Raw genomic sequence first — 14,346 nt, forward strand, 5'->3', positions numbered from 1 at the left:
GTGGAGCTGTGGTGACAGGGCGTGCGGGAGCGTGCTGCCGGGGCCGGTGCTACTCGGCGGGCCGGAGGGTCAGCGAGATGCTGTTGATGCAGTAGCGCTGGTCGGTCGGGGTCTCGTAGCCCTCGCCCTCGAAGACGTGGCCGAGGTGGCTGCCGCAGCGGGCGCAGCGGACCTCCACCCGGCGCATCCCGAAGGACGTGTCCTGGATGTACTCGACGCGGTCCTCGGCCAGCGGCGCGTAGTACGAGGGCCAGCCGCAGTGGCTCTCGAACTTCGTCTCACTGCTGAAGAGCTCGGCGCCGCAGGCCCGGCAGCCGTACACGCCGACCGTCCTGGTGTCGGTGTACTCGCCGGTGAAGGCGGGCTCTGTGCCGGCCTCGCGGAGCACGCGGTACTCCTCGGGCGACAGCTCGGCACGCCACTCGGCGTCGGTCTTCTGGATCTCGTGGGTCACGGAAGTCCTCCCATCAGGCACCGGGTGCAACGTCCGCGAGGCGGGCGAGAATTTCCGGGCCCAGGTTGGTCACGTCGCCCGCGCCCATGGTGAGCACCAGGTCGCCCGGCTTCGCCAGGGCGGCCATCCGGTCCGGGGCGGCGGCGAAGGCGTGCTCCGCGGCCACGTCGGCGCCGGCCTTCCGGGCGGCGTCGATGATCAGCTCGCTGGTGACGCCGGGGATCGGGTCCTCGCGGGCCGGGTAGATGTCGAGCACCACCGAGGCGTCGGCCATCGCCAGCGCGTCGCCCATCTCCACGGCCAGCTGCTGGGTGCGGCTGAACAGGTGCGGCTGGAAGACCACCAGCACCCGGCCGGCGCCCGCGGCCTCGCGGATCGCCTCCAGGTCGGCGGCCATCTCGGTCGGGTGGTGCGCGTAGGAGTCGATCACCTGCACACCGGCGGCCTCGCCCTTGAGCTGCAGCCGGCGGCGCACGCCGGTGTAGCTGCCGAGCGCCTTCGCCAGGTCCGCGGCGGGCACGCCGAGCGCCACGCCGGCGGCCAGCGCGGAGACCGCGTTGTGCGCGTAGTGCCGGCCCGGCACGGAGACGGTGAAGGAGAGCTCCTCGCCGCCCAGCTCCACGGTGACCTCGCTGGTCATGCCGCGCGGCGAGACCGAGAGCACCCGCACGTCGGCGTCCTCGGCGGCGCCGACCGTCACCACGTTCAGGCCCACCCGGCCGCGGACCCGGCGGGTCAGCTCCCGGGCGCCCTCGTGGTCGGCGGAGACCACCAGGGTGCCGCCGGGCACGATCCGGCCGACGAAGGTCTCGAAGGACTGGTGGATCTCCTCGATCGAGGCGTAGTTGGCGTGGTGGTCCAGCTCCACGTTGAGGACGATCGCCACCTCGGGCGCGTACTTGTGGAAGCTGCGGTCGCTCTCGTCGGCCTCCGCGACGAAGATGTCGCCGGTGCCGTGGTGCGCGTTGGAGCCCGGTGCGTCCAGGTCGCCGCCGATCGCGTACGAGGGGTCGAGGCCGAGCTCGCCGAGGCTGACCGCCAGCATGCTGGTGGTGGTGGTCTTGCCGTGGGTGCCGGCGACGGCGAGCGCGCGGCGGCCGCCCATCAGCGCGGCGAGCGCGTCGGACCGGTGCACGACCGGGATCCCGCGCTCCCGGGCGGCCGCGAGCTCCGGGTTGTCCGCGCGGATAGCGCTGGAGACGACCACGCTGCTGGTGCCGGCCGGCAGGTTCTCGGCGGCGTGGCCGACGGCGACCTCGGCGCCGAGCGCGCGCAGCGCCAGCACCGTCTCGGACTCCTTCGCGTCGCTGCCGGAGACCTTGGCGCCCCGTACCGCGAGGATCTTCGCCAGTCCGGACATGCCGGCGCCGCCGATGCCGATGAAGTGCGGGGCGTGCAGGTCGTGCGCGGCGTCGTTCAAGGGATGCTCCGTACAGCCGGGGACTGGAGGACGGGAACCGTCCTCGCGGTGGTTCCGCAAGGACGATTCTGCACCACCGGCGGAGCGGCTCAGGAGTCGCTGGCGAACAGCTTGAGGACCGGCACGCCGACCTTGTGCCGTGCCCGCGACGCCCAGTCGCGGTGGAAGAACTCCTCCACGAAGTGCGGCGAGGTCAGTACCAGCACCTCGTCGGCGCCGTGCTCCTCGACCACGCTCCGCAGCCCGTCGAGCGGGTTCTCCTCCACCACCCGGCCGGTCGCCTCGGCCCCCGCCTCGCGCAGGTGGCGCAGGCTGTGTTCCAGGGACTCCTCGGCCACCGTGGGCACCGACTCGTCGTCGTGCTCGTGCACCGCCTTGTCGAGATGGCCCAGCGCCACGTCGTCGAGTGCTCTCAGCAGCTCGTCCTGTTTCCCCCGCGGCTGCATCAGCACGACGAACGAGACCTTCTCGTCGCCGTGCAGGGTGGTGACCAGCTCGACGTCCGCGTCGGACAGCGCCTTTTCGATCATCAGTACGGTCTTGAACACGTGAGTCCCTTCGTACAGTGCAGGCCCCCGGGTCCGCTGCCCTCATCTTGCCCGGCGGAAGCTTTCCTCACGCTGCACACGCACCACACGGGCCACAGCGGCCGTCTGGGTCACCCCGCCGCCGGAGCGACCGGGCCGACCGGACCGTCCTCGACCCGCACGTACCGGGTGAACAGGAAGCCGCCCTCCTCGATCAGCGACTCCAGCCGCATCGCCCGAGCCTCCTCGACCGCGGCGCCGTACGCGATCCTCGGCGCGTCGCCGGCCGTCACCAGCGGCGCCAGCGACAGGCAGAGCTCGTCCAGCAGCCCGGCCGCCGCCAGCCCGCCCAGCAGCCGCGGGCCGCCCTCGGTCAGCTGCCGCGTCCAGCCGCGCGCCGCAAGCCCGGCCACCGCCGCCGCCAGGTCCACCGACCGCTCGCCGGCCACCACCACGTCCGCGACCCCGGCCACCGCCCGGCGGGCCTCGGCGGGGGAGTCCTCCGTGGTGATCACCACGGTCCGCACCAGCGGCTCGGTGAACAGCGGCGCCGACAGGTCCAGCGCCAGCCGCCGGCTGACCACCGCGATCGCCGGGGCCGGGTCCTGGCCCGCCGCCGCCCGGGCCGCGGCGAACTCCTTCCGGGCCCGGGCCGGCCGGTAGCCCTCCGCCCGGACGGTCTCCGCCCCGACCAGCACCACGTCCGCGAGCGCCCGCAGCACCCCGAAGATCCGCTTGTCCGCCGCGCTCGACAGGCCCTCCGACAGGCCCCCCAGCCGGGCCGAGCCGTCCAGGCTGGACACCATGTTGGCGCGCAGCCACGGCCGCCCCGCGCGGACCCCGTCCGGGTACGCGTAGAGGGCGGCGAGCGACTCCAGCGCGGCCGGGTCGGCGACGGGGGCTGTGAGCGGATTCATCAAGAGCTGCATGGTGGCGAGTCTTCCACGGGGCGTACGCTGTACTACCGTGCCCGCAGCCCCCCACGCCGACGCGACCGCCCCCGAGACGGCCACCGTGACAGCCCTCACCGACCGCCGGCCGGTCGTGCCCGCCGAGCGCCTGGTGGCCGAGATGGTCCCGCCGCCGCGGTTCGCCGGCGTCAGCTTCGGCAGCTACCTCCCGGACAGCACCCAGCCCAGCCAGTACGAGGCCGTGCAGGTCCTGGAGCAGTTCGCGGCCTCCCTCAACGGCAGCGGCGCCGCCCCGAAGCGCAGCTGGTTCCGGCGAGGCCCCGCGGCCCCGGCCGGCCCGGCCGGGATCTACCTCGACGGCGGCTACGGCGTCGGCAAGACCCACCTGCTCGCCTCGCTCTGGCACGCCACCCCCGGGCCCAAGGCCTTCGGCACCTTCGTCGAGCTGACCAACCTGGTCGGCGCGCTCACCTTCAAGGGCGCCGTCGAGACCCTCTCCGGGCACCGGCTGCTCTGCATCGACGAGTTCGAGCTGGACGACCCGGGCGACACCGTCCTCGTCTCCACCCTGCTCAGCCGCCTGGTCGAGAACGGCGTCAAGCTCGCCGCCACCTCCAACACCCTCCCCGACAAGCTCGGCGAGGGGCGCTTCGCGGCCGCCGACTTCCTCCGCGAGATCCAGGGCCTCTCCGCGCACTTCCGGCCCGTCCGGATCGACGGCCAGGACTACCGCCACCGCGGCCTGCCCGACGCCCCCGCGCCGTACACCGACGACGAGGTCACCGCCCGCGCCGCCACCGCTCCCGGTGCCTCGCTGGACGACTTCGACGCCCTGCTCGACCACCTCAAGAACGTCCACCCGAGCCGCTACGGCGCCATGCTCGACGACGTCCACGCCGTCTTCCTGCGCGGCGTCCGGCCGGTCGAGGACCAGTCCACCGCCCTGCGGCTGGTCGTCCTCGCCGACCGCATGTACGACCGCGAGCTGCCCGTCACCGCCTCCGGCGTGCCCTTCGACCGGGTCTTCCCCGAGGAGATGCTGAAGGGCGGCTACCGCAAGAAGTACCTCCGAGCCGTCTCCCGCCTCGTCGCCCTCGCCCGGGACAGCGCCCGCTGATCCCTCGCGGGCCGGCCCCGGGCCCGTGCCCGCGGGGGCCGGCCCCCATTCGTCCGCGGATTGTCGGTGGCGGGTCGTACGGTGGACCCGTGCGACCCATCACGAGTATCGAGCGGTCAGTGACGCCCTTCGAGGTCGTCAGCCCCTACCGACCCAACGGCGACCAGCCGGCGGCGATCGCCGAGCTGGAGCGCCGCATCCGGGCGGGCGAGAAGGACGTGGTGCTGCTCGGCGCGACCGGCACCGGCAAGTCCGCCACCACGGCGTGGATGATCGAGAAGCTGCAGCGCCCCACCCTGGTGATGGCGCCGAACAAGACCCTGGCCGCCCAGCTGGCCAACGAGTTCCGCGAGCTGCTGCCCAACAACGCGGTCGAGTACTTCGTCTCGTACTACGACTACTACCAGCCCGAGGCGTACGTCCCGCAGACGGACACCTACATCGAGAAGGACTCCTCGATCAACGAGGAGGTCGAACGGCTGCGGCACTCCGCGACCAACTCCCTCCTCACCCGCCGCGACGTGGTCGTGGTCGCCTCGGTCTCCTGCATCTACGGCCTCGGCACCCCGCAGGAGTACGTGGACCGGATGGTCCCGCTCAGGGTCGGCGAGGAGATCGACCGGGACGCACTGCTCCGCCGCTTCGTCGACATCCAGTACACCCGCAACGACCTCGCCTTCACCCGCGGCACCTTCCGGGTCCGCGGCGACACGATCGAGATCTTCCCGGTCTACGAGGAGCTCGCCGTCCGGATCGAGATGTTCGGCGACGAGATCGAGGCGCTGTACACGCTGCACCCGCTGACCGGCGAGATCATCAGCCAGGACGACTCGATCTACGTCTTCCCCGCCTCGCACTACGTCGCCGGCCCGGAGCGGATGGAGCGCGCGGTCAACGACATCGAGAAGGAGCTCGGCGAGCGCCTGGCGGTGATGGAGAAGCAGGGCAAGCTGCTGGAGGCCCAGCGGCTGCGCATGCGCACCACCTACGACCTCGAGATGCTCCGCCAGATCGGCACCTGCTCGGGCGTCGAGAACTACTCGATGCACTTCGACGGCCGCTCGCCCGGCTCCCCGCCGAACACCCTGCTCGACTACTTCCCGGAGGACTTCCTCCTGGTCATCGACGAGTCGCACGTGACGGTGCCGCAGATCGGCGCGATGTACGAGGGCGACGCCTCCCGCAAGCGGACCCTGGTCGACCACGGGTTCCGACTGCCCTCCGCGATGGACAACCGCCCGCTCAAGTGGGAGGAGTTCCTGGAGCGGATCGGGCAGACGGTCTACCTCTCGGCGACCCCGGGCAAGTACGAGCTGTCCCGCGGCGACGGCGCCGTCCAGCAGATCATCCGCCCGACCGGCCTGATCGACCCCGAGGTGATCGTCAAGCCCACCGAGGGCCAGATCGACGACCTGGTGCACGAGGTCCGCACCCGCGTCGAGCGGGACGAGCGCGTCCTGGTCACCACCCTCACCAAGAAGATGGCGGAGGACCTCACCGACTACATGCTCGGCCTGGACATCCGCGTGCGGTACCTGCACAGCGACATCGACACGCTGCGCCGGGTCGAGCTGCTGCGCGAGCTGCGGGCCGGCGAGTACGACGTCCTGGTGGGCATCAACCTGCTCCGCGAGGGCCTGGACCTGCCCGAGGTGTCGCTGGTGGCGATCCTGGACGCGGACAAGGAGGGCTTCCTGCGGTCGGGCACCTCGCTGATCCAGACCATCGGCCGCGCGGCGCGCAACGTCTCCGGCCAGGTCCACATGTACGCGGACCGGATCACCCCGGCGATGGAACTCGCGATCGAGGAGACCAACCGCCGCCGGGCCGTGCAGCAGGCCTACAACGAGGCGAACGGCATCGACCCGCAGCCGCTGCGCAAGAAGATCGGCGACATCCTGGACACCCTCGCCCGCGAGGACGTGGACACCGAGGAGCTGCTCTCCACCGGCTACCGCGCGTCGGGCGGCAAGACCCGCACGCCCGTCCCGGCCCTCGGGGCGGACCGCAAGCCGGCCAAGAGCCTGCCCGCGGCGGAGCTGGCCCAGCTCATCCAGGACCTCACCGACCGGATGCACGCGGCCGCGGCCGAGCTGCAGTTCGAGGTGGCCGCGCGGCTGCGCGACGAGGTCGGCGAGCTGAAGAAGGAGCTCCGGCAGATGCGCGAGGCGGGGATGGCCTGAGCCCGGCCGGACGCGCTCCCACGGGGAGCACCCCGGGGTGCGGGAGCACCCTGCATGACGCGTGCCCGCAGGCCCTAGGCTGGCCTGCGGGCACCGGTCGTCGAACAGGATCCGGCCGCGCGGGTGCGGCGGGCGGCGGCGGTGCGGCCGCAGGGCACTGGGGGCCTCAGCCGGGGGACGGCAACGGGGTGTTCCGTCCGGGCACGGTGGGACCGCTCCCGCCGGCCGAGGAGAGAGAGGGAAGCACCGTGTCGGTGAATCTGGCCAAGGGGCAGAGCGTCAGCCTGCAGAAGAGCTCGGGGGAGTCGCTGACGGTCGTCCGGATGGGCCTGGGCTGGCGGGCCGCCGTCCGCAAGGGCCTGTTCGGCAGCCGCAGCCGCCAGGTCGACCTGGACGCCTCGGCCCTGCTGTACGCCGAGCGCACCCCGTCCGACGTGGTGTTCTTCCAGCACCTGGCGAGCAACGACGGCTCCGTGCAGCACACCGGGGACAACCTGACCGGCGGCGCCGGCGGGGGCGGGGACGACGAGGCGATCCTGGTCGACCTGATGCGGGTGCCGGTGCACATCACCCAGATCGTCTTCACCGTCAGCTCGTACACCGGCCAGAGCTTCGCCGAGGTGCAGGACGCGCACTGCCGGCTGGTCGACGAGTCCACCGGGCAGGAACTGGCCCGCTACGAGCTGGCGGCGGGCGGCCGGCACACCGGCCAGATCATGGCGAAGGTGTACCGCGAGCCGGAGGGCGGCTGGGCGATGCAGGCGATCGGCGCACCGGCGCGGGCCAGGACCTTCCAGGACATGCTGCCCGCGATCGAGCCCTTCCTCTGAGCCGACGGACACCTCCGGGGGCGCCCCCGGAGCGGCTCCGCGCCTGACGGTTCTTTACCTTCTTTACCTTGTCTTGGGAATTCTGTTAGCCTCGGCGGAGACGGAGGGGAGTACTCCCCAGCGGCAGCCCCGTCATCACGGACGTCCGCCCATCGGGTGTCCCGGGGTGCCGGCCCGCGTGCTCCTTCGGTGAGCCGCAGGGTGGAGGAGACCTCCGGCAGTGACGATGCCTGTTCGCCTACCTGCCGGAGGAGCAGACGTGGACGTTTCCCTCAGCCTGTGGATCGGCACGATCGGGGTGCTGGTCGCCCTGATCGTGGCCGACTTCTTCATCGGCGGCCGCAAACCGCACGAGGTCTCCGTCAAGGAGGCCGGGATCTGGACGACCGTCTGGATCGTCCTCGCGGTGCTGTTCGGCGCCTTCCTCTGGAAGCAGTACGGCTCGCAGCCCGCCAGTGAGTTCTTCGCCGGCTACGTCACCGAGAAGTCGCTGAGCGTCGACAACCTCTTCGTGTTCATCCTGATCATGGGCAAGTTCGCGGTGCCGCGGATCTACCAGCAGCGCGTGCTGATGTTCGGCGTGATCATCGCGCTGGTGCTGCGGGCGGTCTTCATCGCCGGCGGCGCGGCCCTGGTCTCCACCTTCTCGTGGGTCTTCTACATCTTCGGCGCCTTCCTCGTCTGGACGGCCTGGAAGCTCATCCAGGACGCCCGTTCCGACGAGGAGGAGGAGTTCGAGGAGAACCGCCTGCTCAAGGCGATCGAGAAGCGCTTCCCGGCGACCGACAAGTACCACGGCACCAAGCTGTTCGTCGTGGAGAACGGCCGCCGGCTGATGACCCCGATGCTGATCGTCATGCTGGCGATCGGCACCACCGACGTGCTGTTCGCCCTGGACTCCATCCCCGCGATCTTCGGCCTGACCCAGGACCCGTACATCGTGTTCACCGCGAACGCCTTCGCGCTGATGGGCCTGCGCCAGCTGTACTTCCTGATCGGCGGCCTGCTGAAGAAGCTGGTCCACCTCGCCTACGGCCTGTCGGTGATCCTCGGCTTCATCGGCGTCAAGCTGGTGCTGCACGCGCTGCACGAGAGCGGCGTGCACGTGCCGGAGGTCAGCATCGGCGTCTCGCTGGGCTTCATCGTGGCGGTGCTCGCCGTCACCACGGTCACCAGCCTGATCGCCTCCCGCCGGCAGCAGCGCGAGGCACTGGCCGCGGCCCGGGAGCGCGACGGCGCGGACGTCTGACCCACCCGATCCCGCAGCGGCGGGGTGCGACCGCGGGGACCGGTCACACCCCGCCGCTGCGTCCGCGTGCGGCGGCCACCGCGTCCGTGTACGCCTCGGACGTGAGGTCCGCCGGCGGCACGCCGAGTTCGGCGAGGACGCCGCGGACCGCCGCCAGCGCGGCGGGCAGCTCCTGCTCGCCGCAGACCGTCTCCACCTCCAGGAAGACCCCGGCGAGCTCCGGGACCTCGACCGGGGTGGCCGGCAGCTCCCGGCCGTCCCGGTGCAGCGGGTGGTTGCGGCAGTGCTTCTCGAAGGCCGGCGCCGGCCGGTAGCCGAGGCCGTGCAGCACCGCGGCGGTGCCGGCCGGGTCGCCGACGGCGGTCTCGGCCTCCGGCTCGGCGCCGGATGCCGCGTCCACCCGGGCGTCCTTCCGGGTCAGCAGGGTGCGGCTGCCCGCCGGGCCGGTGACGGTGCGCAGCCGCAGTTCGCGGTCGCCGCCGGCCAGCGAGCCGTCCGGCAGGTCCCAGTAGGTGTGCCGGTACACCTCGGCCCGGCCGGGCCGGCCAGGGCGTCGAGCCGGGCCCGGCCGGCGGCGGGGTCGCGGACGACGGCCTTGAGCTCGGCCTCGACCGTCGGGCCCGGCCGCGCGCCTCCGGTCACCTGACGGTCACCAGCCGCGCTCGCGCCACTCGCCGAGGTGCGGGCGCTCGGTGCCGAGCGTGGTGTCGTTGCCGTGGCCGGGGTAGACCCAGGCCTCGTCCGGCAGCACGTCGAAGATCTTCTCGTTGACGTCGCGGAAGAGGCTGGCGAAGGCCTCCGGGTCCTTCCAGGTGTTGCCGACGCCGCCGGGGAAGAGGCAGTCGCCGGTGAACACGTGCGGATGGCCCTGCGGGTCGTCGTAGACCAGCACGATCGCGCCGGGGGTGTGGCCGACCAGCTTGCGCACGGTGAGCTCGACCTGGCCGACCCGCAGCACGTCGCCGTCGTCCAGCAGCAGCTCGGTGGGGACGTCGATGGCCTCGGCGTCGATCCGGCCGGCCGCCGTGCGGGCGCCGGTGGCGGCCACCACCTCCGCCAGCGCGGCCCAGTGGTCGTGGTGCCGGTGGGTGGTGACGACCGTGGCCAGGCTCTCGCCGACCGTCTCCAGCAGGGTGGGCGCGTCGGCGGCCGCGTCGATCAGCAGCTGCTCGTCGGTGGCCCGGCAGCGCAGCAGGTAGGCGTTGTTGTCGTACGGTCCGACCGCCACCTTGGTGACGATCAGGTGGGCGAGCTCCCGTACGTCGGGCGGGCCGCCGACCTTGACCGCTCCGTGGTAGGTCATCGCTCTGCTCCTCGGTCGTCGTGGCCGGGCACCGCGGTGCGGCCGGGTCCCGGCTGAAAGTCCGTCACCTGCATCATCGCCTGTTCAGTTCAGCGGCGGAAGCTGCGGCAGCACGGTGCGCGGATCGGGCAGCAGCACACCGGCCCGGTGCACCTGCAGCCCGTCCCCGTCGGAGCGGCCGGAGAGCCATGCGGTGAGCGCCCGGACGGGGCCCTCCACGGTCAGCTCGGGGCCGGTCGGCTCGCCGATCCTGGCGCGGGCCCCGGTGTCCTCGGCGGTCAGCGCGACGCCGGGCAGCCCCTCGGCGCCGTCCAGCCGGGCGGCGAGGCGGGCCAGCTCGGCGGAGGCGAAGGCCTCCGGCCAGTGCGCGGGGGTGTAGCCGGCGTCCAGGTCGACGTGGTGGTACTCGACCTCCATCAGCCGCTTCCAGGGCACGTCGCAGGCGGGGAAGACGTAGCCGGTGCGGTGCCGCAGCGGGACGGTCCAGGCGGCGTCCGGCAGGCCCTCGGCCGCCGCGGCCAGCCGCTCGGAGCTCCGCCGCAGGTCGGCGAGCTGCTCGTCGAGCGGGCGGCCCGCGCCGTCCCGGATGCCCTGCTCGCGCGCGTCGGGGCTCGCGTACTGCGGGACGTCGACGCCGGTGCGGGCGGTCTCCAGCAGGTTCACCAGCGAGTCGGCGTTGCGCGACAGGTGGGCCAGCGCGTGGCCGCGGGTCCAGCCGGGCAGGGCCGAGGGGCCGGCGACGGCGTCCGGGTCGAGGTCGGCGACGGTGCGCAGCAGGTGGTCGGTGCCCTCGGCGACGGCCTTGAGGCTCTCGGCGGCCCGGGCGGCCGCCTCCTCGGGCAGGACGCCGGTGGCTGCGGGGTCGGTCATGGGGGTCTCCCGGGTGGTGCCGTGGTGCGTCCGGCGTTTCCCGCGGGGGCCGCCGGTCGTTGTCACGGCGACGCTACCGCCCGCCGACGGCTCCGAGCAGGGGCTTTCCCCGCGTTGATGATCAACGTGTCGAGGTCGCATCACTCATTCGGGTGGTCTCCACTGGACAAGGTCGATATTCGAACGCCTGAGCTATAGGCTGGCTGTCCCGAGTCGGAAGAAATCGCCCGCCCAGCTGGTTGCCCTCCCTGGGGCACGCTCGCTGCCGCCACCGTGCGGCCGCGGCCGCCAGGGCCGGGCCGCGGTGGGATCCGAGGACGCGCCGACCGCCCGTACGCATGCCCCGAAGCAGCAAGCCGCGAAGTCCCAGCAGCAGTTCTTCAGAAGCCCAGAAGTCCCCAGAAGCCCCACCTCCCCGGAGAAAGGCGCCAGAAGCAGTGGCCGACCGCCTGATCGTCCGCGGTGCTCGCGAGCACAACCTCAAGAACGTCTCGCTCGACCTGCCCCGCGACTCCCTCATCGTCTTCACCGGCCTCTCCGGGTCCGGCAAGTCCTCGCTGGCCTTCGACACGATCTTCGCCGAGGGCCAGCGCCGCTACGTCGAGTCGCTGTCCTCCTACGCCCGGCAGTTCCTCGGCCAGATGGACAAGCCGGACGTGGACTTCATCGAGGGCCTGTCGCCCGCGGTCTCGATCGACCAGAAGTCCACCAGCCGCAACCCGCGGTCCACGGTCGGCACCATCACCGAGGTCTACGACTACCTCCGCCTGCTGTTCGCCCGGATCGGCAAGCCGCACTGCCCGCACTGCTCGCGGCCGATCGCCCGGCAGTCCCCGCAGGCCATCGTCGACCGGGTGCTGGAGCTCGCCGAGGGCACCCGCTTCCAGGTGCTCAGCCCGGTGGTGCGCGAGCGCAAGGGCGAGTTCGTCGACCTCTTCGCCGACCTGCAGTCCAAGGGCTACGCCCGGGCCCGGGTCGACGGCGCGACCGTCCAGCTGACGGAGCCGCCGACGCTCAAGAAGCAGGAGAAGCACACCGTCGAGGTGGTCGTCGACCGACTGACGGTCAAGGAGAGCGCCAAGCGCCGCCTCACCGACTCCGTCGAGACCGCGCTCAAGCTCTCCGGCGGCATGGTGGTGCTCGACTTCGTCGACCTCCCGGACGACGACCCCGAGCGCGAGCGGATGTACTCCGAGCACCTCTACTGCCCGTACGACGACGTCTCCTTCGAGGAGCTGGAGCCCCGCTCCTTCTCCTTCAACTCGCCGTTCGGCGCCTGTCCGGAGTGCTCCGGCCTCGGCAACCGGATGGAGGTCGACCCGGAGCTGGTGATCCCGGACGAGGAGAAGTCGCTCGACGAGGGCGCCATCCACCCGTGGTCCCAGGGCCACACCAAGGAGTACTTCCAGCGCCTGACCGACGCGCTCGCCGGCGAGCTCGGCTTCCGCACCGACATCCCCTGGGCCGGGCTGCCCGCCCGCGCCCGCAAGGCCCTGCTGTACGGCCACCGCACCCAGGTCGAGGTCAAGTACCGCAACCGGTACGGCCGCGACCGCTCGTACACCACCTCCTTCGAGGGCGCGGTGCCGTTCGTGCAGCGCCGCCACTCCGAGGCCGAGAGCGACTCCAGCCGGGAGCGCTTCGAGGGCTACATGCGCGAGGTGCACTGCCCCGCCTGCAACGGCACCCGGCTCAAGCCCGTGGTGCTCGCGGTGACGATCCAGGACAGGTCGATCGCCGACGTCTCGGCGATGTCGATCAGCGACTGCGCCGAGTTCCTCGGCGCGATGAAGCTGACGGCGCGCGACAAGAAGATCGCCGAGCGGGTCCTCAAGGAGGTCAACGAGCGGCTGCGCTTCCTGGTCGACGTCGGCCTGGACTACCTCTCGCTCAACCGCGCCGCGGGCACCCTCTCCGGCGGCGAGGCCCAGCGCATCCGGCTCGCCACCCAGATCGGCTCCGGCCTGGTCGGCGTGCTCTACGTCCTCGACGAGCCGTCCATCGGCCTGCACCAGCGGGACAACCACCGGCTGATCGAGACGCTGGTGCGGCTGCGCGACATCGGCAACACCCTGATCGTCGTCGAGCACGACGAGGACACCATCAAGACGGCCGACTGGGTCGTCGACATCGGCCCCGGCGCCGGCGAGCACGGCGGCAAGGTCGTGCACTCCGGCTCGCTGAAGGAGCTGCTGGCCAACGACGAGTCGCTGACCGGCCAGTACCTCTCCGGCCGGCGCTCCATCCCGACCCCGGCGGTCCGCCGCCCGCGGGACAAGAAGCGCCAGCTCGTCGTGCACGGCGCCCGTGAGCACAACCTGCAGGACGTCACGGTCGGCTTCCCGCTCGGCACCTTCACCGCGGTCACCGGCGTCTCCGGCTCCGGCAAGTCCACGCTGGTCAACGACATCCTCTACACCCACCTCGCGCGCGAGCTCAACGGCGCCCGCAGCGTGCCCGGCCGGCACACCCGGATCACCGGCACCGACCTGGTGGACAAGGTGGTGCACGTCGACCAGTCGCCGATCGGCCGCACCCCGCGGTCCAACCCGGCCACCTACACCGGCGTCTTCGACCACGTCCGCCGCCTCTTCGCGGAGACCCAGGAGGCCAAGGTCCGCGGCTACCTGCCCGGCCGGTTCTCCTTCAACGTCAAGGGCGGCCGCTGCGAGAACTGCTCCGGCGACGGCACCATCAAGATCGAGATGAACTTCCTGCCGGACGTCTACGTCCCGTGCGAGGTCTGCCACGGCGCCCGCTACAACCGGGAGACGCTGGAGGTCCACTACAAGGGCAGGTCCATCGCCGAGGTGCTGGACATGCCGATCGAGGAGGCGCTGGCCTTCTTCGAGGCCGTCCCGGCCATCGCCCGGCACCTGCGCACCCTCAACGACGTCGGCCTCGGCTACGTCCGGCTCGGCCAGTCCGCCCCGACCCTGTCCGGCGGCGAGGCGCAGCGCGTCAAGCTCGCCTCCGAGCTGCAGAAGCGCTCCACCGGCCGCACCGTGTACGTCCTCGACGAGCCCACCACGGGCCTGCACTTCGAGGACATCAGCAAGCTGATCAAGGTGCTGGAGGGCCTGGTCGACAAGGGCAACACGGTGGTCGTCATCGAGCACAACCTCGACGTCATCAAGACCGCCGACTGGATCGTCGACATGGGCCCGGAGGGCGGTAGCGGCGGAGGCACGGTGGTCGCCGAGGGCACCCCGGAGGAGATCGCCGCGGTCACCGCCAGCCACACCGGCAAGTTCCTGCGGGACATCCTTGCCGGGGTCTCCGACGCGGCCGTCCCCGCCGCCCGCCGCGGCGGCAGCCGCAGCACGGCGGCCAAGGCCGCGGACACCACCGCCAAGGTGGCCGGCACCACCGCCAAGGCCGGCGCCGGCACCGCCCGCAAGCGGGCCGCCGCCAAGAAGTAGCGGGGCACACGCTCACCGAACCTCCCCGGCCCCGCGCCGGCCGGGGAGGTGGTGTGTCAG

Annotated in this window: 12 protein-coding genes; 5 read left to right on the top strand and 7 right to left on the bottom strand. The window is 72.1% G+C overall.

Features of this window, described 5'->3' with window-relative positions; all coding sequences use genetic code 11:
* Positions 1–49: 49 nt before the first annotated feature.
* The 4 genes from msrB to IE98_RS0107795 form a co-directional block, all read right to left on the bottom strand.
* Positions 50–454, bottom strand: a complete 405-nt coding sequence (msrB, locus tag IE98_RS0107780) for a peptide-methionine (R)-S-oxide reductase MsrB (protein WP_030266353.1) — start codon at positions 452–454, stop codon at positions 50–52.
* Between the two features lie 13 nt (positions 455–467).
* Entirely contained in the window at positions 468–1,874 is a 1,407-nt protein-coding gene (murC, locus tag IE98_RS0107785) for a UDP-N-acetylmuramate--L-alanine ligase (protein ID WP_030266356.1), read from the bottom strand.
* An 89-nt stretch (positions 1,875–1,963) separates the two neighbouring features.
* A complete protein-coding gene (locus IE98_RS0107790) occupies positions 1,964–2,422 on the bottom strand; it encodes a hypothetical protein (RefSeq protein WP_030266359.1) in 459 nt (152 codons plus the stop codon).
* Between the two features lie 110 nt (positions 2,423–2,532).
* Positions 2,533–3,330 carry a dihydrofolate reductase family protein gene (locus tag IE98_RS0107795; protein ID WP_030266363.1) on the bottom strand — a complete coding sequence of 266 codons (798 nt, stop codon included), beginning with the start codon at positions 3,328–3,330 and terminating at the stop codon, positions 2,533–2,535.
* Between IE98_RS0107795 and zapE the strand changes: the two genes are divergently transcribed.
* From zapE to IE98_RS0107815, 4 genes are all read left to right on the top strand, one after another.
* Positions 3,329–4,429, top strand: a complete 1,101-nt coding sequence (gene zapE / locus IE98_RS0107800; protein WP_078660841.1) for a cell division protein ZapE — start codon at positions 3,329–3,331, stop codon at positions 4,427–4,429. The genes IE98_RS0107795 and zapE overlap by 2 nt on opposite strands.
* An 89-nt stretch (positions 4,430–4,518) precedes the next feature.
* Positions 4,519–6,612 (top strand): excinuclease ABC subunit UvrB, encoded by a 2,094-nt coding sequence (gene uvrB, locus IE98_RS0107805; RefSeq protein WP_030266369.1) that lies wholly within the window; start codon positions 4,519–4,521, stop codon positions 6,610–6,612.
* 248 nt (positions 6,613–6,860) lie between these two features.
* Positions 6,861–7,442: a TerD family protein gene (locus tag IE98_RS0107810; protein WP_030266372.1), complete on the top strand. Its 582-nt coding sequence runs from the start codon at positions 6,861–6,863 to the stop codon at positions 7,440–7,442.
* A gap of 259 nt (positions 7,443–7,701) precedes the next feature.
* Positions 7,702–8,691 (top strand): TerC family protein, encoded by a 990-nt coding sequence (locus IE98_RS0107815; RefSeq protein ID WP_030266374.1) that lies wholly within the window; start codon positions 7,702–7,704, stop codon positions 8,689–8,691.
* Positions 8,692–8,734: 43 nt separating this feature from the next.
* On the opposite strand, the gene IE98_RS42155 is transcribed toward IE98_RS0107815, so the two are convergent.
* From IE98_RS42155 to IE98_RS0107830, 3 genes are all read right to left on the bottom strand, one after another.
* On the bottom strand, positions 8,735–9,217 hold the full coding sequence (locus IE98_RS42155) for a class IV adenylate cyclase (RefSeq protein WP_078660842.1): 483 nt from the start codon (positions 9,215–9,217) through the stop codon (positions 8,735–8,737).
* 123 nt (positions 9,218–9,340) lie between these two features.
* Positions 9,341–9,994, bottom strand: coding sequence for an MBL fold metallo-hydrolase (locus IE98_RS0107825; protein ID WP_030266376.1), 654 nt, complete (start codon positions 9,992–9,994; stop codon positions 9,341–9,343).
* A gap of 84 nt (positions 9,995–10,078) precedes the next feature.
* Positions 10,079–10,864: a maleylpyruvate isomerase family mycothiol-dependent enzyme gene (locus tag IE98_RS0107830; protein ID WP_078660843.1), complete on the bottom strand. Its 786-nt coding sequence runs from the start codon at positions 10,862–10,864 to the stop codon at positions 10,079–10,081.
* 437 nt (positions 10,865–11,301) lie between these two features.
* Here IE98_RS0107830 and uvrA point away from each other — a divergent pair, with 437 nt between their 5' ends.
* On the top strand, positions 11,302–14,286 hold the full coding sequence (gene uvrA / locus IE98_RS0107835; RefSeq protein WP_030266381.1) for an excinuclease ABC subunit UvrA: 2,985 nt from the start codon (positions 11,302–11,304) through the stop codon (positions 14,284–14,286).
* Positions 14,287–14,346 lie beyond the last annotated feature (60 nt).

The sequence above is a fragment of the Streptomyces sp. NRRL B-24484 genome (assembly GCF_000717715.1).
Classification (GTDB): Bacteria; Actinomycetota; Actinomycetes; order Streptomycetales; family Streptomycetaceae; genus Kitasatospora.

Excerpts from the sequence above, each read along its gene's own strand:
- IE98_RS0107830 (WP_078660843.1), bottom strand. The coding sequence starts at position 10,864 with ATGACCGACCCCGCAGCCACCGGCGTCCTGCCCGAGGAGGCGGCCGCC.
- IE98_RS0107795 (WP_030266363.1), bottom strand. The coding sequence starts at position 3,330 with ATGCAGCTCTTGATGAATCCGCTCACAGCCCCCGTCGCCGACCCGGCC.
- IE98_RS0107825 (WP_030266376.1), bottom strand. The coding sequence starts at position 9,994 with ATGACCTACCACGGAGCGGTCAAGGTCGGCGGCCCGCCCGACGTACGG.
- zapE (WP_078660841.1), top strand. The coding sequence starts at position 3,329 with ATGGTGGCGAGTCTTCCACGGGGCGTACGCTGTACTACCGTGCCCGCA.